General features: G+C 43.5%; 25 protein-coding genes and 1 pseudogene. 13 read left to right on the forward strand and 13 right to left on the reverse strand.

All coding sequences use genetic code 11. The features are described from left to right. Nucleotides 1-215, forward strand: a pseudogene (locus FTU72_RS13150) (IS4 family transposase); the annotation flags it as partial. Nucleotides 216-274: 59 nt separating this feature from the next. Here FTU72_RS13150 and FTU72_RS13155 read toward each other — a convergent pair. After that, entirely contained in the window at nt 275-1,384 is a 1,110-nt protein-coding gene (locus FTU72_RS13155; protein ID WP_034704289.1) for an HPP family protein, read from the reverse strand. A 198-nt stretch (nt 1,385-1,582) separates the two neighbouring features. Beyond that, complete coding sequence (locus FTU72_RS13160) at nt 1,583-2,410, reverse strand: transglutaminase family protein (protein WP_180052993.1); 828 nt, start codon at nt 2,408-2,410, stop codon at nt 1,583-1,585. 314 nt (nt 2,411-2,724) lie between these two features. On the opposite strand from FTU72_RS13160, the gene glyQ reads away from it, so the two are divergent. The 7 genes from glyQ (at nt 2,725) to FTU72_RS13195 (ending at nt 8,880) form a co-directional block, all read left to right on the forward strand. Next, nucleotides 2,725-3,714 (forward strand): glycine--tRNA ligase subunit alpha, encoded by a 990-nt coding sequence (glyQ, locus tag FTU72_RS13165; RefSeq protein WP_005232423.1) that lies wholly within the window; start codon nt 2,725-2,727, stop codon nt 3,712-3,714. Next, complete coding sequence (glyS, locus tag FTU72_RS13170; protein WP_180052992.1) at nt 3,714-5,783, forward strand: glycine--tRNA ligase subunit beta; 2,070 nt, start codon at nt 3,714-3,716, stop codon at nt 5,781-5,783. The genes glyQ and glyS overlap by 1 nt, the downstream gene beginning before the upstream one ends. Before the next feature lie 67 nt (nt 5,784-5,850). Then, complete coding sequence (locus FTU72_RS13175) at nt 5,851-6,345, forward strand: hypothetical protein (RefSeq protein ID WP_180052991.1); 495 nt, start codon at nt 5,851-5,853, stop codon at nt 6,343-6,345. A gap of 44 nt (nt 6,346-6,389) precedes the next feature. Next, the gene (locus FTU72_RS13180) at nt 6,390-6,821 is read left to right on the forward strand and encodes a hypothetical protein (RefSeq protein WP_180052990.1); all 432 of its coding nucleotides are present in this window, start codon (nt 6,390-6,392) and stop codon (nt 6,819-6,821) included. Nucleotides 6,822-7,148: 327 nt separating this feature from the next. Continuing rightward, nucleotides 7,149-7,538, forward strand: a complete 390-nt coding sequence (locus tag FTU72_RS13185) for a hypothetical protein (RefSeq protein ID WP_180011895.1) — start codon at nt 7,149-7,151, stop codon at nt 7,536-7,538. Nucleotides 7,539-7,773: 235 nt separating this feature from the next. Beyond that, nucleotides 7,774-8,253, forward strand: coding sequence for a hypothetical protein (locus FTU72_RS13190; protein WP_005232430.1), 480 nt, complete (start codon nt 7,774-7,776; stop codon nt 8,251-8,253). 108 nt (nt 8,254-8,361) lie between these two features. After that, a complete protein-coding gene (locus tag FTU72_RS13195) occupies nt 8,362-8,880 on the forward strand; it encodes a hypothetical protein (RefSeq protein ID WP_179992852.1) in 519 nt (172 codons plus the stop codon). Between the two features lie 39 nt (nt 8,881-8,919). Here the strand turns inward: FTU72_RS13195 and FTU72_RS13200 are convergent, their stop codons facing one another. The 3 genes from FTU72_RS13200 to FTU72_RS13210 form a co-directional block, all read right to left on the reverse strand. Further along, nucleotides 8,920-9,873 (reverse strand): 2-hydroxyacid dehydrogenase, encoded by a 954-nt coding sequence (locus tag FTU72_RS13200; RefSeq protein ID WP_180052989.1) that lies wholly within the window; start codon nt 9,871-9,873, stop codon nt 8,920-8,922. A gap of 92 nt (nt 9,874-9,965) precedes the next feature. Beyond that, the gene (locus FTU72_RS13205; RefSeq protein WP_005232434.1) at nt 9,966-10,160 is read right to left on the reverse strand and encodes a hypothetical protein; all 195 of its coding nucleotides are present in this window, start codon (nt 10,158-10,160) and stop codon (nt 9,966-9,968) included. A gap of 122 nt (nt 10,161-10,282) precedes the next feature. Next, complete coding sequence (locus FTU72_RS13210) at nt 10,283-11,554, reverse strand: hypothetical protein (protein WP_180018238.1); 1,272 nt, start codon at nt 11,552-11,554, stop codon at nt 10,283-10,285. 113 nt (nt 11,555-11,667) lie between these two features. Between FTU72_RS13210 and FTU72_RS13215 the strand changes: the two genes are divergently transcribed. Together FTU72_RS13215 and FTU72_RS13220 are read left to right on the forward strand one after the other, a co-directional pair. Further along, on the forward strand, nt 11,668-12,444 hold the full coding sequence (locus tag FTU72_RS13215; protein ID WP_180052988.1) for a class I SAM-dependent methyltransferase: 777 nt from the start codon (nt 11,668-11,670) through the stop codon (nt 12,442-12,444). Nucleotides 12,445-12,459: 15 nt separating this feature from the next. Then, on the forward strand, nt 12,460-13,038 hold the full coding sequence (locus FTU72_RS13220) for a hypothetical protein (protein ID WP_005232438.1): 579 nt from the start codon (nt 12,460-12,462) through the stop codon (nt 13,036-13,038). Nucleotides 13,039-13,121: 83 nt separating this feature from the next. Here the strand turns inward: FTU72_RS13220 and FTU72_RS13225 are convergent, their stop codons facing one another. Continuing rightward, entirely contained in the window at nt 13,122-14,324 is a 1,203-nt protein-coding gene (locus FTU72_RS13225) for a TIGR03862 family flavoprotein (protein ID WP_125278829.1), read from the reverse strand. A 3-nt stretch (nt 14,325-14,327) separates the two neighbouring features. After that, nucleotides 14,328-14,972, reverse strand: coding sequence for an SAM-dependent methyltransferase (locus FTU72_RS13230; protein WP_171521881.1), 645 nt, complete (start codon nt 14,970-14,972; stop codon nt 14,328-14,330). Nucleotides 14,973-15,056: 84 nt separating this feature from the next. On the opposite strand from FTU72_RS13230, the gene FTU72_RS13235 reads away from it, so the two are divergent. Then, nucleotides 15,057-15,233: a DNA gyrase inhibitor YacG gene (locus FTU72_RS13235; RefSeq protein WP_180013324.1), complete on the forward strand. Its 177-nt coding sequence runs from the start codon at nt 15,057-15,059 to the stop codon at nt 15,231-15,233. A 154-nt stretch (nt 15,234-15,387) separates the two neighbouring features. Then, the gene (locus FTU72_RS13240) at nt 15,388-15,570 is read left to right on the forward strand and encodes a hypothetical protein (RefSeq protein ID WP_004781764.1); all 183 of its coding nucleotides are present in this window, start codon (nt 15,388-15,390) and stop codon (nt 15,568-15,570) included. Between the two features lie 32 nt (nt 15,571-15,602). Here FTU72_RS13240 and FTU72_RS13245 read toward each other — a convergent pair whose 3' ends face one another. The 5 genes from FTU72_RS13245 to FTU72_RS13265 all read right to left on the reverse strand — a co-directional run bounded on the left by FTU72_RS13245 (nt 15,603) and on the right by FTU72_RS13265 (nt 20,031). Then, entirely contained in the window at nt 15,603-16,247 is a 645-nt protein-coding gene (locus FTU72_RS13245; RefSeq protein ID WP_179992858.1) for an MBL fold metallo-hydrolase, read from the reverse strand. A gap of 21 nt (nt 16,248-16,268) precedes the next feature. Then, nucleotides 16,269-17,282, reverse strand: coding sequence for a ferrochelatase (gene hemH, locus FTU72_RS13250; RefSeq protein WP_180052987.1), 1,014 nt, complete (start codon nt 17,280-17,282; stop codon nt 16,269-16,271). Between the two features lie 65 nt (nt 17,283-17,347). Beyond that, nucleotides 17,348-18,376 carry a DUF4062 domain-containing protein gene (locus FTU72_RS13255; protein ID WP_034704817.1) on the reverse strand — a complete coding sequence of 343 codons (1,029 nt, stop codon included), beginning with the start codon at nt 18,374-18,376 and terminating at the stop codon, nt 17,348-17,350. Nucleotides 18,377-18,491: 115 nt separating this feature from the next. Beyond that, nucleotides 18,492-19,370, reverse strand: a complete 879-nt coding sequence (murI, locus tag FTU72_RS13260; protein WP_166138033.1) for a glutamate racemase — start codon at nt 19,368-19,370, stop codon at nt 18,492-18,494. Nucleotides 19,371-19,419: 49 nt separating this feature from the next. Further along, on the reverse strand, nt 19,420-20,031 hold the full coding sequence (locus FTU72_RS13265) for a DUF1285 domain-containing protein (RefSeq protein WP_159123934.1): 612 nt from the start codon (nt 20,029-20,031) through the stop codon (nt 19,420-19,422). Nucleotides 20,032-20,218: 187 nt separating this feature from the next. Between FTU72_RS13265 and FTU72_RS13270 the strand changes: the two genes are divergently transcribed. Beyond that, nucleotides 20,219-21,931 carry an electron transfer flavoprotein-ubiquinone oxidoreductase gene (locus tag FTU72_RS13270; RefSeq protein WP_005232462.1) on the forward strand — a complete coding sequence of 571 codons (1,713 nt, stop codon included), beginning with the start codon at nt 20,219-20,221 and terminating at the stop codon, nt 21,929-21,931. Nucleotides 21,932-22,041: 110 nt separating this feature from the next. Here the strand turns inward: FTU72_RS13270 and FTU72_RS13275 are convergent, their stop codons facing one another. Further along, nucleotides 22,042-22,470: a hypothetical protein gene (locus FTU72_RS13275; protein WP_166134832.1), complete on the reverse strand. Its 429-nt coding sequence runs from the start codon at nt 22,468-22,470 to the stop codon at nt 22,042-22,044. Nucleotides 22,471-22,484 lie beyond the last annotated feature (14 nt).

Consider the following 22,484-nt stretch of genomic DNA (forward strand, 5'->3'; position numbering starts at 1 on the left):
GCAGGAACGCAATTCAGACACAAATCTGGATTGCGATGATCGCCTATTTATTGGTGAGTTTCGCTCAACATTTAGGAAAAACAGGTTGGACAGTTCAACGTTTACTCAGAATAATTCAAGTGAATTTATTTGAAAGAAGAACTTTAAAAGCTTTATTTTCACCCGATAAAATACCCATAAAACAAGAGGAAGCTCATTTGAGCTTCCTCTTGTGAAAAATTGTGGGACAGCAATGCCCGAGGGTGCTTTTTTTTCAGAACTATTCAAAACAGCTTTAAGCTCTCATTTTAAAATGGTTCAGTTCCTGATTCAGGGCAGCGATAATATCTGCGCGGCTAATAATTCCGACCAGACGCTGCTCGCTCACTACCGGGATATAGTTAAAAGAACGTTCCACAAAATAGGGCACCAGATCCTGAATCGGCTGCAATGGCTGCACTGTGACTACCTTGCGGGTCATAATATGTTTGACCTGATGTTCCCAGCTGCTGCGCACATCTGCAGCACGTTTAAACCATTCTACCACCTGATACATGGCCAGCGTTCCCACCAGCTTGCCTTCCGCATTAACCACCGGCAGGCTCATCAGGTTCATTTCTTTAAATTTATCCAGTGCATGCTGAATATTATCATTGGCATGCAGGGTCACCACGTCTTTAGTCATAATGTCCTGACAGGTAAACTGGTTGACCGCACGGGCATTGGCTCGGTCCTGCGCTTCCAGAATAATCTTTTGCAGGTCATATTCACTAATGTCCAGCAGCTCGGTTTGCTGATCTAGTACTTCCTGAATATCTTGCGGCTGAATAGTGACTTTCTGGGTCGGGGTCGGATCTTTGGAACGGGTATTCAATTGCGCCTGCTGCGGATAACGCTTGCCAATCATTCGATTAAAGACGATCGCAATTACCATCAATAAGATCGAATTCAGCAGCACCGGATAGAAAACGAAAGCATAGCCGAGTTCATGCACCGCATTGCCGCCGAGTACCGCCGTAATAGCCACAGCACCACTCGGTGGATGCAGGGAATCGGTGGTCATCATCAGGATAATAGCCAAAGCTACCGCTAGACTAAAAGCTTCCGTCGGACTGGCAATAAACAAGGCACAGGTCACACCCACTACCGCAGCAATAGTATTACCTACCAGAATATTCCAGGGCTGTGCCAAGGGACTGGCCGGAACTGCAAACAGCAGCACAGATGAGGCCCCCATCGGCGCAATATACCAGGCTTCAAAATCACCCAGAATCCATAAACTCAGTAATGATGATACCGTGAGACCCAGTAGTGCCCCAATACCGCAGAGTAAACGGTCCTTGAGTGGAAGAACTTTAAAATTCGGTTTTAAGGTATTGAGCCAGTCGAGATTGGAATGGAACACGGCGCGCCTGATTTTAATGTTTACAGATTTTGCGCATTATAAAACTAGTCGCTTTAAAGATGTATTTATTTTATATCTTTTAATTACACTTAAATGGATGCTGTTTAAAAAGCTAAGTCACACACCAGAGAAAAACCATCCATCTAGTCCTATTTTACTATTCAATCTCTCATAGGATTTTCAATAAGATCATTCATGTCAGATGATTTTAGTCTCAGCTTCGCTATGAGAACCAGATTTAATCAGAGGTTCGATTTTGAGCAGCTCGACCTGACCATAATAGGTTGAAAATGCTACATCTCCGGCATCTACCCCAGTACCAATGCGAATCAGCTCGTCGACCGGGGCTAAACGGGTCGGATCAAACTGCACCCACCCTCCTTCCAGATAGGCTTCAAAAATGGCATGAAAATCGGGTAAAAATTTTTCAATTTCCACATAACCGACCACCATGCGTGCCGGAATTCCTAAAGCACGACACAGCGCAATGCCCAAATGAGCAAAGTCACGGCATACACCTGCTCGGTGGACCAGCACATCCGTTGCAGTCGTAAACTGATCAGAACAGCCAGAGACATAAAAAATATTGTTATAAATCCACTGTTCGATGGCTTTTACACGCGTATAGCCGGGTATCATCCAGCCAAATGAACGTTTCGCCATTTCTAGTAATAAATCTGAATTGCAATAGCGGCTGGCCAGCAAATAAGGTAGTACTTCATCCGGCAGGTCTGGAATTTTGACTTCACTCAAGTTTTGCCTCAGATCATTCGGAATGCTCGGCTGACGGGTAACTGTCGCGCTATAGTTCAGTTCAAATGCCTCACAGGGTTCGAGTTGCAACCGGATATGACGGTTTTGATGCTGAGCATCCTGAAATTCATGCCACTTGACCGGCATATTCATAGTGAGCTGTTCTCCGAGAATATTCTGATCGGGATGATGGGCGACCTGAACCATAAAAATAAATTCGGTAGATTGCACAATCTTGTATTTTAAATGGCACTGAATTTGGTAAGTGGTCATGAAGTTCCTTATTATTAGGCATTATTATATTGTGTGAAGATTAAACTAATTCTAAGACCGCAATCGTATGAGATCAGTTTAACTTTATCGCGCTTCAGTGAACAGGATGCTATACATCTGATTTATTCCTGATTTTTGGATCTCATCCCATTGCTATTCCAGCATAAAATTGCAGCAAAGCCGCGCAAAATCTGGCATGAATGAAGACCATTTTAATTTTTTCCAAAATATTTTCAGCGTATTAACCCTTTGCCACTCCCCTGTAAAATCCTTATAATCAAGCACAATTTTTCTCTAATTTTAAGTGGATGACCATGAGTCGCGCCATATCGCATATTGATACCTTCCAAGGCTTAATTCTTGCCTTACAAAACTACTGGGCGGAGCAAGGCTGCGTCGTGTTACAGCCTTACGACATGGAAATGGGTGCAGGGACATTCCACACTGCAACTTTCCTTCGTGCGTTAGGTCCCGAAACCTGGAATGCTGCTTATGTTCAGCCATCACGCCGTCCGAAAGATGGTCGTTATGGTGAGAACCCGAACCGTCTGCAACATTATTACCAGTTCCAGGTTGTGCTTAAGCCAAACCCGGACAACATCCAGCAGCTTTACCTAGATTCTTTAAAGGCAATCGGTATTGATCCTTTAGTTCACGACATCCGTTTCGTGGAAGATAACTGGGAATCTCCAACACTGGGCGCATGGGGTCTAGGCTGGGAAGTTTGGCTGAACGGCATGGAAGTGACTCAGTTCACTTACTTCCAGCAAGTCGGTGGTGTTGAATGCTACCCAGTAACCGGTGAAATCACTTATGGTCTGGAACGTCTGGCGATGTATCTGCAAGGTGTAGACTCAGTTTACGATCTGGTTTGGACCAAAGGTCAGTTCGGTACTGTGACGTATGGCGATGTGTTCCATCAAAATGAAGTAGAACAATCGACTTATAACTTCGAATATGCACCAGTAGAAAAAATGTTCGAACTGTTCGATTTCTACGAAGCTGAGGCGACCCGTTTAATCGAAGCTGAACTGCCATTACCTGCTTATGAGCAAGTGATTAAAGCATCACACAGCTTTAACCTGTTAGATGCGCGTGGCGCGATCTCTGTGACTGAACGTCAGCGTTATATTCTGCGTGTGCGTACTTTGGCACGTTCAATTGCGACCAGTTATGTAGCAGCACGTGCGAAACTTGGTTTCCCAATGGCAGAACCTCACCTACGTGACGAAGTCCTGGCTCAGCTTAAAGCTCAAGTAGAAGCAGAAGCGGCTCAAGCAGAAAAATCAGCGGAGAACAAATAATGTCTAAACATACAGTTTTATTTGAACTTGGCTGTGAAGAACTTCCTCCAAAAAGCCTGAAAAAATTACGTGATGCTTTAAAAGCTGAAACTGAAAAAGGCTTAAAAGATGCGGGTCTGGCTTTCGATGCGATCGAAGCTTATGCAGCGCCACGTCGTCTGGCACTTAAAATCGTAAATGTTGATGCTGCTCAAGCGGATACGCAAAAACGTTTTGACGGTCCTGCTGTGCAAGCGGCTTATGATGCTGAAGGCAAACCAACCAAAGCACTTGAAGGCTTTATGCGCGGTCAAGGCATTACGGTTGATCAGGTGTCTACTTTCCAGGCCGGTAAAGTTGAAAAAGTCTGCTACCTGAAAGATGTGAAAGGCCAAAGCCTTGACATTTTACTGCCACAAATCCTGCAACATGCTCTGGATCAATTGCCAATCGCAAAACGCATGCGTTCTGCTGCTAGCCGTACTGAATTCGTTCGTCCGGTAAAATGGGTGGTCTTGTTAAAAGACAGCAATGTGATTGATGCAACCATTCAGGATCATAAAGCAGGCAACGTGACTTATGGCCACCGTTTCCATGCGCCTGAAGCGATTATTCTGGCCAATGCAGATGCGTATCTGGATGCCCTGCGCGCTGCGAAAGTGATTGCGTCTTTTGAAGAGCGTCAAGCAATCATCGATCAGCAAGTCAAAGCGCTGGCTGATGAAGTGAATGCGATTGCCATTGTTCCTGCGGATCTCCGTGACGAAGTCACTGCACTGGTTGAATGGCCGGTTGCATTACGTGCCAGCTTCGAAGAACGCTTCCTTGCAGTTCCACAAGAAGCGCTGATCACTACCATGCAGGACAACCAGAAGTATTTCTGTCTGGTGAATGCTGAAAACAAATTACAGCCTTACTTCATTACCGTTTCTAATATTGAGTCTAAAGATCCGACTCAAATCATTGAAGGTAACGAAAAAGTAGTTCGTCCGCGTCTGTCAGATGCAGAATTCTTCTTCCTGCAAGACCAGAAACAACCGCTTGCGTCTCGTAAAGAGAAACTGGCCAACATGGTATTCCAGGCACAACTGGGTACTTTGTGGAACAAGTCTGAACGTATTGCCAAACTGGCTGTCGCGCTGGCTCCGATTACAGGTGCAAAAGCTGAAGATGCTGAAAAAGCGGCTCTTCTTGCAAAATGCGACTTAACTTCTGAATTAGTAGGTGAATTCCCTGAACTTCAAGGCATCGCCGGTACTTACTACGCGCGTCTTGAAGGTGAAAATGATGAAGTGGCTGAATCTTTAGGTGAGCAGTATTTACCTAAATTCGCGGGTGACGTTCTGCCTAAGACTAAAACTGGTACAACGATTGCTCTTGCGGATCGTTTAGATACCTTGACTGGTATTTTCGGTATCGGTCAGGCACCAACAGGTTCTAAAGACCCATTTGCGCTACGTCGTTCTGCGATTGGTATCCTGCGTCTGGTGACTGAAAACGAACTTGATGTATCCATTGAAGACCTGATCAAACTGGCTCTAGCTGCTTATGGCGATGTATTGAAAGACCATGAGAAGACTTTGACAGATGCAGTTGCATTCCTTGAAGGTCGTTACCGTGCGAAATACGAAGACCAAGGCGTTGATGTTGACGTGATCCAGGCTGTTCAAGCACTGTCACCTAAATCACCTCTTGATTTTGACAAGCGTGTAAATGCGGTAAATCACTTCCGTGCATTGCCTGAAGCTGCTGCACTTGCTGCTGCCAACAAACGTGTTGCCAACATCCTTGCCAAAGAAGCTGCACCTGAAGGTGCTGTGGTTGAAGCCAATCTGGTGGAAGATGCTGAAAAAGCATTATTTGCTGAACTTGCGAAAATCACACCAGTGGTTGAGCCGCTGTTTGCTTCTAAAGATTACACTGCTGCGTTATCTGCATTGGCTGCCTTACGCGCACCAGTAGATGCGTTCTTTGACGGCGTCATGGTGATGGCGGATGATGCTGAACTAAAAGCAAACCGTTTACGTCTGCTTGCTCAGCTTCGTGACCTGTTCACTAAAGTTGCGGATATTTCAGTGCTTCAACACTAAAACCTAATTGGTTGTAAAATACACGAAACCCCGCTATAAATTAGTGGGGTTTTTTATTAATATTGCTATGAAAACACTAGAAATCTTTTTATTCAATCTATTCATGGTGGGGGAGGATTTTTCAAATATTTCTGAAACAAGACGCTCTAGAAATACAACAATTATTAAGTGTGAAGGATATATTTTTGAATTCAAACAAATTGATATTCACTTTAACCAATATAAATTTCTAAACCAGCAAAAAATCACAACAGTAGTAAAAATACTGAATGTTCAATCCACGGAAATTGAATCTATATTACAAATTATTGATGATCTTTGTTGGTTACTTTCATTTTGTCAGCAATCATATGTTTGCAGAGCTGGTTATAAATACGATAGCGGAGAACATTGGCATGGCACTTTAGGTACTATAAATAATAAAAACAATATCATAGAAAATAGAGGTCAAGACATTAGATACTTCATTGAGCAAGTTTATCCAACATTTAAAAAACTAAAATCGAAAAGGCAATTAACAGTAATCTTGGCTATATTTGTGAGGCATATCGCCCATCATTAGCTTATGAGATTTCTCTAATTTCTCACTACGTTGCTATAGAAAATTTGAAGCAGACATTTGCCTTAGATAAAGGATATAAATACTCTAGAGGATATTTTTCACATAAAGATTATCCTGCTTTAGATTTTGCACCTAAAGACTTAGAAAATTATTTCCCGCCTACCAGAAAAACGAAACAATATATACATAAAAAATTCGGGCAAGTTGGTTCAGCAGAAATGACTAGGCGCATGTTTGAAGACATTGGAATATCTAGAGACAACCCTATGGTTAAGTTTTCCCTTAAAAATCGAAACGATCTGATACATGAGGGCTTAGTATTTCCATTTGGACATGAGAATTACTTTGAAAAAGCTGAAAATGATTTCCATAATGTAAGTAATCTATTAAGAAAATATATTTTAACCTTACTAAATTACAAAGGTGAATATTACTTAAGTGAAGATCGAATCGGTCCTTCAGGCTTGATTACTTAGGGTCAAAGGTCAAATTAGCTGATCTTTACATCTCCCATAAGATCACAATAAAACCATGAAAAATAGAAAATCCCTTTCAATAGCTCAATATTTGATGATTGGTATTCTCCCCCCAATCATCACTGAAATTTTAGTATTTGCAGGGATTCAACGTACTTTTTGGCTACATTTTTTTAGCTTTATTATGATCACCGTTTTGGTGATCCTATATAACTATGCACGAAAAAAAACAGACCATACACCTTAGCCCTTAAGCTCAAAAACTATAGGCATATCCCTATATATTTCATATACTCACCCTAACAACACTCAACAAGAAAGAAGCGCATGAAATTTCAAACACTCATTATGACGACTCTTGCGGGTATCGCACTTACAGCATGTACATCTCAACCGACCATTCCACAGCTGGAACTGGGTGTATTACAGGAAGTACAAAATCTCGAAGTTATTCCAGAAACAACCAACAATAAGGCGAAACTGACCAAATTCCTCGACAAATGCGTGATTGAATTTACTGGCGACATCGGCAACAACCGTTCAGTTGAACAATGGTCATTTAAAGGCCTGACCCTGATTGATGCCGGTTCAGCAACTTTCCAGCGTGACGGTACCAGCACGGCACAAAAATTTGACCTGCACGATACGGCAGTACAAAAGAACTTTGTAATTCTGCGCAATCATTTTGCTAAAGATGCCCTAACTCAATGTGATTAAATAGATCGCCCTGTTTTTATGATGAAAATAGGGCTATTTATTTGAATGAACAGAAATTTAATTTTTCTTCTGATTTAAACTGCCTTTTCTTCCTTTTAAAAATTATAAGATCCTCGCATCAAACTACGCTGAACCTATACTCTCTCCATAGCTTATTCATTGTTTTTGGCTGATTATCCGTTACACTGAAAACCAAACTCAGACCGCTCTTTGACGAATTCGAGGTCGATCCATAATGAATATCAAAACCCCAATTATTTTAACGACAGCTTTAATGTTCTGCGCACCTGTATTTGCACAGACCGAAACCACTCAGACCAACAAACCGATTGCACCTTATGGTGAGAATCCGAACCTGCTGCATGTGTTTGCCTATAAAGCACAGGAAGGCGTTATCAATACCGCTGAAAAAGTAGGTGAAGTCACTGAAAAAGGCATTGCCAAAATCAAACCGGGTGTAGACCGTGCCTGGGGCAATACCAAGTCTGCAGCATCAGATACCATCCAGAAAGTAGATCAGGGTGCGACTCAGGCAGCACAGCAAACGGGTCAGAAAATTCAGCAAACCCGAGAAGTCTGGCGCGGCAATTCACAACAGGCACCGATCGTGCAGCAGCCTTTGAGTCAGCCATCTACCGCAACTCAAAATTCATCGGTATCACAGCCCCAGTCAAGTTCCGGTACAGCGACCAGTTATGCAGTAGATGATCTTTAAATCATCGCATTGAAAAAAGCCCATTACGGGCTTTTTCTTTTAAGCATTGAAGATAGTTGAGTCTTTCTTTAGACTGAACTCAAATAAAATCATGAGAAGATAATAAAAATGAAAAAAATTCTCCTCAGCTTTATCGCCGGCATTCTGTGTGGTGTAGCCATCCTGTACATCACTTTACTGGTTTCAGGTGAAACCGTGACCTCAATTGCTGCGATTGATGATGAATTATCCTCCATCCCGAGCCTGTCTAGTGCGAATCCTTATAACCATAAAACCGAAGGCGAAAAAATCCAGCATATAGAACACTTGGAGGAAGCTGAATTTAGGCCCGCCTCTGGCAATAATGCCGACCTGTATCGGATCAAGGATATGTGTAAATTAAGAATCGGGACTCAAGGAGATGACATTTATAGCTATCGAACTGCTTATTTTTCGCAGAATCATCTGATTTATATGTTTGAAACCCATTATCGAACATCTTATGACAAGCGTCCCGATGAACGGGTACCCGAATTTAAGCGCGTCTATCAGGAAATTATATTTAACCCTCGGTCTGCACTGGTTCAGAGTGAATTTTTAAAACTATTAGATAAATACATTACGCCAGAAAATCGAAAAAAATGCTGATCGAATTTGATCAGCATTTGGTTTTTATTTGATAATTTTTTAATTTACCTGACGGATAGGCTGACCCTGCTTAAAGGCCGCTACATTTTCCACCATCTGATCCACAATGCGTTGACGGGCATCGACACTGCCCCAGGCATTGTGCGGTGTAACGATCAGGTTAGGAATTGAAGCATCAAGCAATACATTGCCCTCTTTCGGTGGCTCAACAGTTAGTACATCCGTCGCAGCACCGGCAATTTTGCCTTCGCGTAAGGCTTGAGCCAACGCCTGTTCATCGACGATTCCGCCACGCGCACAGTTAATTAAAAATGCGCTTGGTTTCATCGCATCCAGTTCGGCATGACTGATTAAATGACGGGTATCTTCCGTTAAAGGACAATGCAGGCTTAAAAAATCCACTTGTGGCAATAGCTCGGCAAATGGAATACGGGAATCATCTGCCGGACGGTTGGGCAAAGCGGCAATCAGTACCTTCATGCCAAAGGCTTCTGCCAGTCTGGCAACTGCATGGCCCAGCTCACCATAACCAACAATACCTAAGGTCTTGCCTGCCAGCTCCACAATAGGTGCACCCAATAGACAGAACTGGCTGGCTTTCTGCCATTCGCCCTGCTGTACCGCACGCTGATAGGTCAGGAATGATGTAGCCAGGTTGAGCATTAGCATAAGGGTATGCTGAGCGACGGCAGAGGTGCCATAAGCCTGACAGTTACACACCACAATACCACGTGCCTTGGCCGCACCCAGATCGACATTATTGGTGCCCGTAGCAGAAATCAGGATCAGTTTCAGTTGAGGACATTGCTGGATGGTTGCCGCGTCAATCATGACTTTGTTGGTAATGATGACATCGACATCGGCCACACGGGACTGAATCTCTGCAGCCGATGTGGCCGGGTATAAGACCAACTGGTCAAATACTGCATGAAGTGCCTGAAAGTCCAAATCCTGTTGGTCTAAAGAAGCATAATCTAAATAAGCGGCTTTCATGACTCTACCCTCAACCTTGTTTGACAATTTATTTTGATTGCCATTTAAAACAAGTCCTGCAGGGTTTTCAAGCAACTTACTGTCAGAAGTGGTTAATCTACAGACTTATCAATATGGTTACGCAGAGAACGGCGCACCTTATAAATCACATATACACTGAGAAAGATCAGAAAAATAAGAGAAGAACTGAGTAAGATCACTGCAGGATGCACACTTTCCGCGTGTGCAAAATTAGGCAGCATCAGTCCAAGAATAAAACAAATACTTGTAACTTGTTTGGATTGCATATATTTACTCCCTTGTCATATAAACAACCGGGAGCGGTGTGACTATTTTTCATACCGCCTAAGACCATATTAGGCCTTAGCAAATATAAGTCAAGTATTTGTTTTTTAGATAAATTTTTTGGTTAGTTCATTTCACTTCGTGTCACAAACTGTGTATTTTTGTCACTTGCGTCAACGAAACCGGAAGCGCCGTATTCATCTGTATGCAAATTCAGATGTTTATAGCTGAACATATAAAAATCAGCATAGCGTTTCATAATAATCGGATGCATGCCTACATTTAATTCATCCTGCTCCTTGACCAGTTTCATGATATGCCGGTCATTCATCACTACCAGATAACGTTCATCATTCAGATTGATGGTCAGCAAGCCATTACCTTTGGCATAGATTGGAATCAGGAATTTATGGTTCAGTGCAATCGCATCACCGGTATAGCTTTCGATCTTGTTGCTGATGACGTTAAAGACCAGTGCATGTCCATAGGCATCGAGCAATAACTGGCGCTTTTCCTGCGGCAGATTGACGTGAATTCCGAGCTTAAGCAGATCCTGCTGATCCACCTGTTTATTACTCAGCAATTCACGCAAAATCACCTGTTTCTGGGCTGCATCAAAAAATTGAGTATCCAGCAACAGATCATTATTTTTCAGGATACGTCCTAAAGCAAAACGATGCCTCGGCAAGATATTCTCAATCACCTTGCGATAGTAGAACTTGCTGTTTTTTTTGACCCGGCGCATTTTCTGGTAGAAATAACTTTCATCATATTCATGCAATAAAAAGTCATACAGCAGCTCGGAGCTGGCCAGAACAGCGATGGCGTCATGGCCGGTAAATGGCAGATGCAGTACATGATGCTGCGGAAGTACGGCTTCTAGTTTCAGGTAATGTACCCGGTCTTCGGTGCAATACGGGTCATATACCAGAATATATTCCCGTTCCGGACTGACATCTTCTGCCTCAATCCGCATGCCTTCATTCAGCTCGGGCTGGTAAAACATGTTGTAGCGGGCATCTTCGACATCTTCCGGATCAATCGAATATTGCGGCACCATCGCGACCACTCGCTGAACATTCAGCAGATTGGAATATTTAATCGCAGCATAGCCACCCATGGAGCCACCATAGGCAATGCGCTGCTGAAACGGTGCAATCAGCTCGGCAATGGCTTGCAACATGTTCCACATGGAACTTTTTGGAAACCAGGATTTATGTTTGGGCATGATTCCCAAAACATTAAATTCAAATTTCGCTAATGATTTTTCGGCATTGATGCTCAAGCCCTTGGCACGGGTAATCAAATCTCCAAATGAAAAAATCAATTCTGAAGATGACCCCGGCATAAAAATTGCGCGTATATGCTCATCTTCAAAAACAATCTGCTTATCCATAACTTTCCCGTGCTGGTGAATCTAACTTTTCGGCAACAATTCACTCAATGAATAGGGCCGAAAAAGTGAATATGCTATTTTATATCGATGAAAAAGATTAAAAAGCGCAAAATATGACACAATCACTGCATCCTGCAGCTCAACAAGGGTTTAGTACAGCGGCTGAGCTTTATCAGCAGGTACGCCCTGACTATCCGGCAGATCTTAGCCCATGGCTTGCCGAGACACTGTCATTGCCTGTAGATGCAGATCTTGTTGATTTGGGAACAGGAACAGGTAAATTTATTGCCTATTTGCTTCCACTCAGCAGCCACATCACCGCCATTGATCCTGTCCCTGAAATGCTGGCCCAGTTAAAACTGGCACATCCGGATATTCATACCCTTGAAGGGATGAGCCACCAGCTTCCCCTGCCCGATCATAGCGTGAATGCCGTGTTTTGTGCACAGTCATTTCACTGGTTTGCCAATCTAGAGACCTTAAAGGAGCTGGATCGGGTACTTAAACCTCAAGGCTTTCTGGTATTGGTCTGGAACCAGCGTGATATCACAGTCGACTGGGTCAAAGCTCTGGCAGATTGCATTGCACCACTGGAAGGCGATACACCACGCTATCATAGTGGTGCCTGGCGTAAAGTATTTGAAGAACAGAATGTCTTTCAGCCTTATGCTGAAACGCAAATGCAACAGCTACAGCATGGCCCTGTCGAGCAGGTGGTTTCCAAACGCTTATTGTCAACCAGCTTTATTGCGGCACTACCAAAAGAACAGCAACAGCAGCTCAAGCAGCAATTCGAACAAATTATCAAAAACTATACGGACAAGGGTGCAGAAGATATGATTAATTTCCCTTATGTCACCTATGTTTATGTATTCAAGAAAAATAATTAGGAACAGGATTCAATCATGCACACGATTCAATTGATGTCACGAACTGCACTTTTCACTGCCGCCATGTTTTTGATGGCCTGTGACCAGAAAAGTTCACAATCTGTAGAACAGCAGGCAACGGAAGACTCTGCATCAGAGGAAATCATGCAGGAATTGAAAACTGGACCCGTGAAAAACTTCCCTAAAACGGAAGATGATCCCCATGATATTGCTGTCTTGAATGACTATGAAGAACGTTTCCAGGAAATGAGCGCGGATCTGGAAGCTGAGCTCAATGGCATGCGCAATGATGACAATCTGACTCCGGAATTTGTCCAGCAACGTCAACGCGATCATGTCCAGTCTTCGCTAAATATGCTCAAAGATCTGGAGCTTAAAACTGAACAGGGCCGTTATATTCAGGGTTTGATGTATCAATACTGGGAACATCAGGAAAAACTGGTGAATAGTCCGAAATCTCAGGCCTCTACCGTAAATGAAGCCAGTGAAAATGTAAAAGGTCTGGGCAAATATCTACATGCCCAAGAGCAACTGGAACGCTGGCGTTCGCAATATCCGGAGATGACCACCGCAAATAAAGCCCCAGCACAATAAATAATACATTTCAGGAAGCGGACGCTTCCTGAAATTTTATATGCAGTTCTAAGATTTAACTTTCACTTTCTGAAGAATGCGTATTATTGAGCTTGAACTAAATATTGCTGCACCCCTTCTGCGGCTGCTCGTCCAGTGGCAAAACAGGCTGTCAGCAAGTAACCCCCTGTAGGCGCATCCCAGTCCAGCATCTCACCACATAAGAACACATGTGGATTGGATTTAAGCTGAAGCTGCTCTGACAGAACCTCGCGTTTAACACCACCTGCACAGCTAATCGCTTCCTGTATAGGACGGAAACCTGTTAAAGGAATTTTCAATTGCTTAATCTGCTGTGCTAATTCAGTAGCATTTTGCCAAAGTGGCTTTGGTAACAGTTCACGCACCAGAGCAGCTTTTGCACCATCCAGACCTGCTTTCCGCCAGATATTATTCAAAGACTGCTTTTTACTTGGCTGTAATTTTTTAGCCAGCTGCTCTAAGGTTTGATCCGGAAAAAGATCCAGATTCAGCTGCATTGGCTGACCCTGTTTCAGCTGTTGACGCAGTCCCCGGTCCTGTTTATAGATTAGACCACTTTCCAGACCATAGTGACTGATCACGATATCTCCCATGGTCTTGTCACCGCCATCAACCCAAGCCTCGACCCGTTTTAGGGGCTGACCGAAGATTGGCTGCATAAACTTGGACCATGGATATTCCACACCCGCATTACTGGCTTGAAAAGGTTCAATCTCGCTGCAATCAAGCCATGCTTGCCATTTCCCATCACTGCCGAGTTTTGACCATGACACTGCACCACAAGCCAAAACAATCGCATCAAAGTTTTCTGTGAATGCGCAATCATTTTTTAAATCATGGATCTGTAGCTGATGATTTTTCAGATCTAGAATTTGATGACGATAATGAAATTGTACCCCTTGCTCAGTTAAACGTTTTAACCAGACACGCAATAGTGGAGCGGCTTTCATTTCTGTAGGAAAAACTCGACCTGAAGAACCAATATAAGGTTCAATGCCAAGATCTTTCATCCAGTTTTGAATCCATATCGCATCCCAGCGTTTGATCCAAGGTTCTAACCAGTCTACCTGATCATAACGCTGCACAAACTGCTCGACGGGTTCGGCATGAGAAATATTTAGGCCGGTTTTCCCAGCCATCAGGAATTTACGGGCAGCCGAAGGCTTCTGTTCAAACACATGAACTTCATAATCAGACTGGCTCAGAACTTCTGCAGCCATCAAGCCTGCCGGGCCAGCACCCACAATTGCAATGTGCTTCGTCATGGCTTATTCCGCTGAACTCGCATTCTGCCCTTGTAGCGGCTGAAACTCATCAAAACGTGTTGTATAGCCTTCCGGTTTACTAATAATCAATTGCTGGCACAACTCACCACGCTCTAGATATTTAATTTCAAAATGAGTTCTTGCCGAGTCTTGGCCAATGACTTCTTTAACGAAAGGCAGCTTCCACAGGTTTTGAACCTGCTGTTCTGCTTCATCAATATATTCAGGAATATTGCTGGCTAAAGTAATCGTGCCACCGGTTTTTAAACGCGATAATAAAAACTCAAAAAATGGCATATTCAACCAGCGCTGCGCCGGGTTATGCGGCTCAGGGTTCGGATATAAAATAAAAAACTGTTCGACTTGCGCTGGATAGAGAGCATGCACAATCCAAGGCAAGGCATCGGCATGAACTGTCTGTAAATTCGGTTGTCCTTCCAGCGCATGCTGTTTTTGCATGGCTAAAAATTTCTCTCGAGTCCGTTCGATCGCAATCAGCTTGCTGTCTGGATTGATCTGGGTAAAGAGCAATGCGTGTTTACCTTTGCCCGCACCGATTTCCACACAAACCGGTTCAGAACTGATACTTTGGAAATCACGAGGCGCATGCATACGCTGTGCTTGAAATTGACGAATCGACATAATCAGATCAAACTAATAAAAACTGTATAAGTCTAACAAGTGCAGTTATATTTGCCTAATCGAAGCTTTATTTTTCTAGGGAGTGCGCTGATGTCAACCACTTTAAAATGTCCACGCTGTGGCAAACTGACCACTTGGGAAAATAATGAATTTCGTCCTTTCTGCTCGGAACGCTGCAAAATGATTGATCTAGGCGCTTGGGCCAGTGAGGAATACAAACTGCCAACCCAAGATGCTCCAACAACTGAATCTTCTGAAGAAGACTGAACCTTTTAAAATATCCTATCACATTAAGCATATCCTAAATAATCACATGATTTTTATAAAAGGCTTGTAGAAAACCAACACAAGTTAACAGCACATATGCCAGTTTAATACTATGTTCTTACGCAGAAATATCACATTATTTTAGAGCAAGAACATGGGCTACATTATTCTAAAGATCATTTTAATTGGGGTAGGAATACTTGCGATATTGTCATTAGGGATAGGCATTTTCCAGCAGGATGGCTTATTTATTGTTGTTGGAATTCTCCTTGCCATTATGACTTGGCTGATCTACGCACAAACCCGTCAGTCTTTAAATAATCCTTTTAGCAAATAAAAAGACCAGCTAGGCTGATCTTTTCACCTACTTTAACCTGCTTTTCCCGCAACGAAAGGATTATGCTGTTTTTCAAAACCAATATTGCTGATCGGACCATGTCCTGAAATAAACCGGGTTTCATCCGGCAGGCTAAAACATTCGCGCTGGATTGAATCGAGTAACTGCTGATGATCGCCACGCGGGAAATCTGTCCGTCCAATTGAGCCTTTAAACAGTACATCCCCTGTCCATAACAAAGCATGATTCTTGTTATAGAACATTACATGACCTGGAGTATGGCCTGGGGCAAAACGTACTTCAAACTCTTCATCACCTAGCTTGAGAACTTCTCCACCTTCCAGCCATTGCGTGACTTCTACTTTTTCCGGAATCGGAAAACCGTAACGGGTAGACACTTCCTGAATCATATCCAGCCAGAATGCATCGTCCTTATGCGGACCAATCACCGGCACATCCCAAACTTTTTTTAAAGCACCAACTGCTCCAGCATGATCGAGATGGCCATGAGTCAGCCATAAAGCCTTGACCGTTAAGCCCAGTGCTTCTACTTCCGCTTTTAATTTTTCAGGTTCGCCCCCTGCATCAATCAAAACAGCCTCTTTACTGTCGCTATCCCAAAGAATCGAGCAGTTTTGCTGAAATGCAGTCACAGGAACAATTTTGACTTGTAACATAGGATAAGAAACCTCAAAAGATTAATGGGCAAGCGTCTGATTCAATGCTTCAAGATTAGCCTGTAACAGCGTATTGAGCAATTGCACATGATCTTCACGGTTGTTCAAAGCCGGAATATAACTGTAGCTTTCCCCGCCATTGGCCTTGAAGGTCTCCCCATTTTCCATAGCCAGCTCTTCCAGTGTTTCCAAACAGTCGGCCGAGAAAGCCGGACTCATCACCTGAATTGATTTCACGCCCTGTTTGCCCCACTCTTCAATTAAGGCATCCGTATAAGGCTTAACCCACTCCTGTTTACCAAACCGGGACTGGAAACTAATTGCATACTGATCTTCAGATAGACCTAAAGCTTCTGCAACCAGTTTGCCTGTGATCCGGCAACGATCCGCATAAGGATCACCTTTATCGGCATAGGGTTGCGGGATACCATGAAATGACATCAACAGTTTTTCCGGCTGGCCATGAATCGCCTGATAATCCCGAACACTTTGTGCCAGTGACTGAATAAATAAAGGATGCTGAAAATAATCGCGGATAATCGACAGACCAGGTAAATTGCGCTGTTTCAATACCCATTTTGCGACTGCATCATACAGAGGTGCGGTAGAGGTCGCTGAATACTGGGGAAATAACGGAAACAGAATAATGTGATCTTGCGGTTGAACCGAAATCTGATCAAGGACAGCCTGAATATTGGGATTGCCATAGGTCATGGCAGGCACCACATTTAGCTCAAATTGCGGATATTGTTCAATGAGTTTGGCCTTTACTTGACTCACCTGCTGCAAAAGAATCTCACGCATCGGTGAATCCTGACCCCAGACCTGTGCATAAGCCTGGGAAACTCGCTTGGGACGGAACGGTAAAATAAATAAACGCAGGATGAGTTGCCAGATCGGCTTGGGAATTTCAATGACACGCTGATCAGATAAAAACTGCTTCAGGAAATCGCGTACTGCCGGCACAGTCGGTGCATCAGGTGTGCCTAAATTTGCCAATATAATTGTAACTTTCGGTTTAGCTGTAGAAAACATGCAGTACACCCGTCGTGGTATCAACCCGCTTACTTTAACAGCTTTTTACTTATTCTCTATATGGATTAATACACTGACTTATATTGAAAAGTACGATCTTTATCCAGCAAGTTACTATCCAGCAGTTTTTGTGCCTTAGGCGTAATCTGCCAAAGCAGACGCTGACGGTCATCACGGCCTGACGGCACAATCCAGTCATTCTGGCGCATCTGCAATTTCAGGCTATGCAGGGCACGAATATTAATCTGGGCACGGGCTACAGCATGTGCACGCGGCATTTCCGCTCGTGCATCTTCCAGACCGGTTTCATTCAAATACTCATTCATACGCTTGGAGAAAAATTCCTCTGGCGTTGGATTAATGAAGGTAGAGCCGAGAATAGCCAGCAATTGTGCCCAGGTCAGTCTTTTCTGAACTTTTAATTCTTTAAAGTTACCATCCTGATAAGCATGCATACGGTATTCGAAGGAGAAAACTTCATGCATAGACACTTTCGGCAGGCTCAGGAAAGGATCCACTTCACGTGTCCCCCCATCGCGTTCCAGTTGGGCCACTTTAGCTTTGAGCTGGTCAATCTCGTCATGCAAGGCTTGAGTATTCTGAGGACGTACCCAGCCACTTACCGGATAACGTTCCAGCATTTGCGGCATGTTCAAACGTACCGCCATTTCCAGATCGCGCAAGGTACGATAGCAAAAGACCTGATCAGCTTCCTGCTGCAATAACTGACGAAATTCTTTAAATTTTTCTTGTAATTCAGGTTTGGTATCGTGCAATGAAGGATCACGTGAAGCCGGATCTTCATGCATAAACACAATAATCGGTTTCTGCTTGGTCACAGCGTAAATGTATTCCAGATGCATATAACCTACACCGGAAACCGACTGCTCGCCATACTGGCTACCCAGCAGAATCACCACATAATCACAATCATCAATCTGGCGACGTGCAAATGCAGTATTTAAAGGAGTGCGTTGTTCCAGCCCCCAGGAAAAGAAACCCATGCCGACCAAAGTTTGTGACAAGATGATCCGCTCTGGCTGCATTTCTGCACCAGAGGTGGAGATAAACACCTGATAACGTTTATCGAGCATTGGTTATCCTCTTTTACTGCACATTGATCTGGCCGGCTAAACCCTGCCCTGACACAATATGACGACCCCAGTATAAAAATATATCTTTCAAAATTATAAGATGAGTGACGGTCGCCTAGCTGACTTCTGTCTCCATATTGCTGACCTGCCATTTAATATCGGCTGGAATCAGATGCCCTAAAATCGGCTGGAGCTGTTCAGCATTTTGACCACTAACCACAAGTCGGATTTTTAGACTGTCCTTGCACTCATGTTCAAATAATAACCCATTTTTGATCAAAATTCGGGCCGTTTGTCTCGCAACCGCGAATCCTGAGTCAATTAATGTCAGCTTTTGACCAAAAATATACTGAATTGACGATTTTAGGAAGGGGTAATGTGTACATCCTAGCACTAAATAATCAGCACCCTGATCAACAACCGGTTGTAAAATCTGAGTTAATGTCGCCAGACACTCAGGACTCATCTGCTGACCGGCTTCTACAAAAGGCACCAGATCCAGACAGGTCACCGGAATTACTTTGACCTGTGCCGGCTCGGCAAAACGGGTCATGACATCCTTAATCAGCTGGCCACGAAAGGTTGCAGGTGTGGCCAGAACGGCCACCGTTTTGGATTGGGTATTGAGGACTGCAGGTTTGAGCGCTGGCACCAGTCCAATGATAGGAAAGTTTTCACCATAATGCTCACGTAAATAATCCAGGCTAAATGCAGAAGCGGTATTACAGGCAACGACTGCAACTTTACAGCCTTCACGATACAGCCATTCAATCGCTCGCGCAGTTAGGTCACGGATTTCCTGATCTTTACGGGGCCCATAAGGTACGTAAGCCGTGTCGGCATAATAAACAAAGCGTTCATTGGGCAAATACCGGGCAATTTCCAAAGCAACCGACAACCCTCCCACACCAGAATCAAAAATCCCGATAGGTGCATCAGCACTGGCTTTAGGCATGGGATCTACTAAGGGATAAATCGGTTGGATAGCGCTCATAACGTTGCTAGTTGCTTGTTTCAAATGACCTTGCGACAAAGCTTAAACCTCAGGTGCTTAAATGCAAGTCTAAATCACCACTTTTCAAGCTTAAAACCGTCTCTCCAGCAGCATTTTCACCAAGCTCGCCCATCTCCACCAGATGTAAAAAAGCAGCCCGCTGAATAAGCGCATTGATTCCAAAACGCACATGCACATAAGGGCGCAATTCATCCTGATACTGACGCATAAAGATAGGATGTTCGCTATCGACAATAATGATGTCCTGAGTCGTGGTGGTCAGTTGCAGGTAAGTCCTGCCTTCAATCTTGACCTGATCGACCTGATTTACAAACAGAGGTTCATCTTCGACCTCGATTTCAATCATTTCAACCGGCGTCTTTAGATAGAATTTTCCTTCTTCTTTCCAGAGTACCGTGGAAAACAGGTCTATCATCGGCTGACGCTTGATCAATTGACCTTCGTGCCACCATTCTCCATTGGCCAAAACCTTGAGATCCATTGCGCCACAATGCTTTGGCTGCCATTGATCCAAAGGCGGGATTGACCTTTTGTGACTGCCCTGTGCATCTTTTAAGTATTGTGCGATATCCATTAAATTTTTATCATCGCTAGAAGCTACTTTTTTCGTCGGATTTTTATCGGGTGCTGACTTATTCATATAAAGAAGACCTTAATGACGGAAAAATAATATGTTTCAGCCAATTGGCTTAACCTGGGTTTAAAACTATACTAGCCCAGATGCTTAAAGACACTACTATTTTTGTGTCTAGGAATTCAGAACACTCATGGCAGCACCCAATCATCCGATTATGGTTGCCACCGAATAGAAATATGAGGAGTCCTACATGGAACACATCGAACGTGAATCGATGGAGTTTGACGTTGTGATCGTAGGTGCGGGTCCTGCCGGCCTGTCTGCTGCAATCAAGATCCGTCAACTTGCAATTGAAAACAATTTAAATGATCTGTCCGTTTGTGTCGTAGAAAAAGGCTCCGAAGTCGGTGCTCATATTCTTTCAGGTGCTGTGCTTGAACCACGTGCGATGAACGAGCTGTTCCCGAACTGGAAAGAAGAAGGTGCGCCTTTAAATGTGCCAGTCACAGAAGACAAAACGTTCTTCCTTCTTTCAGATGAAAAATCACAAGAAGCACCGCACTGGATGGTGCCGAAAACCATGCACAATGATGGCAACTATGTCATCTCACTCGGTAATGTAGTGCGCTGGTTAGGCCAGAAAGCCGAAGAACTGGAAGTATCGATCTTCCCGGGCTTTGCTGCTTCTGAAATTCTGTATCATGAAGATGGTACGGTGAAAGGTATCCAAACCGGTGACATGGGTATTGGTAAAGATGGCGAACCGACGCATAACTTTGCGCCGGGTTATGAGCTGCATGCCAAATACACCATCTTTGCTGAAGGCTGCCGCGGTCATTTAGGTAAACGCCTGATCCAAAAATTCAATCTGGATAAAGATGCTGATCCGCAGCACTACGGGATCGGCATTAAAGAACTGTGGGAAATTGATCCTGCGAAACACAAACCAGGTCTGGTAATGCACGGTGCTGGCTGGCCTTTATCTGAAACCGGTTCTTCAGGTGGCTGGTGGCTCTACCACGCTGAAAACAATCAGGTAACCCTAGGCATGATCGTGGATCTGTCTTATGAAAATCCACACATGTATCCATTTATGGAAATGCAGCGCTGGAAAACCCATCCACTGATCAAACAGTATCTGGAAGGCGGTAAACGTATTTCTTATGGTGCGCGTGCCGTAACCAAAGGTGGTTTTAACTCCCTGCCGAAATTCACCTTCCCGGGTGGATCTTTAATTGGTGATGATGCCGGCTTCCTGAACTTTGCCAAGATCAAAGGCTCACACACTGCCATGAAGTCCGGCATGCTCTGCGGTGAAGCGGTATTTGAAGCGATTGCTGCCGGTGTAGAAAAAGGCGGTGATCTGGCGATTGCGCGTGTGACCGAAGGTGAAGACTTCTTTGTAAAAGAACTCACATCTTATACAGACAAGTTCAACAATAGCTGGTTGAAAGAAGAGCTGTATAGCGCGCGTAATTTTGGCCCTGCGATGCACAAGTTCGGTCAATGGATGGGTGGTGCATTCAACTTCATCGACCAGAACGTGTTTAAAGTGCCGTTCACGCTCCATGATTTAGTGCCAGACTTTAAAACTCTGAAAACAGTCGATGCAGTGAACTTCAAGCCGAACTATCCAAAACCGGATGGCAAGCTAACCTTTGACCGTCTGTCTTCTGTGTTTGTATCGAATACAGTCCATGAAGAAAACCAGCCAGCGCATTTAAAACTGACCGATGCTTCGATTCCGGTAGATGTCAACTTGCCGAAATGGGATGAGCCTGCTCAGCGTTACTGCCCGGCAGGTGTGTATGAAATCATGGAAAATGATGACGGTTCGAAACGCTTCCAGATCAACGCAGCGAACTGTGTACACTGCAAGACCTGTGACATCAAAGATCCATCTCAGAATATCACCTGGGTAACACCGGAAGGTGGCGGTGGTCCGAACTACCCTAATATGTAATGCTTAATTAGCTTGCATAAGCCTCTAAAATAATTAATTATTTTAGAGGCTTTTTTATATTTATAAGATTATGAAATACGCATCATTTAATTTTTTTGTACAAGAAAAAATTAGTATTTAATAGATTTAAATATTTTATCTGCATCATGGCGCTGCCAAATATGGAATAGGCTGTTATGGGTACAATTCATAGCTTTTAATATTTCTTCTTGGGTTTGAATTGAGTTGTAACCATCTAATTTTTTATTAAGAACCTCAAAAAATAATTTATCAGTATTATTTAATTCATTCGGTATATCAATAATGTCTTTTATTGTTTGCACAGTCCAGATTGGTTGAGGGAGTAAATCTTCCCCATAAACCATAATAGATATCCTTACTATGTCTATATAAGGTATTTTTATTATTACATCATCTATATTTACGCCCACAATCTGATCATGCTCTAAGCTAAAATTTTTAATTTTAGTTTTATAATTACTCGTATCTAAATTTTTATTAGCTTCTTTTCTTACTAACCTTTTTAAAAACTTAAACATACAGGCTACCTACT

The sequence above is a fragment of the Acinetobacter sp. YH12137 genome, from assembly GCF_013418535.1.
Taxonomy (GTDB): Bacteria; Pseudomonadota; Gammaproteobacteria; order Pseudomonadales; family Moraxellaceae; genus Acinetobacter.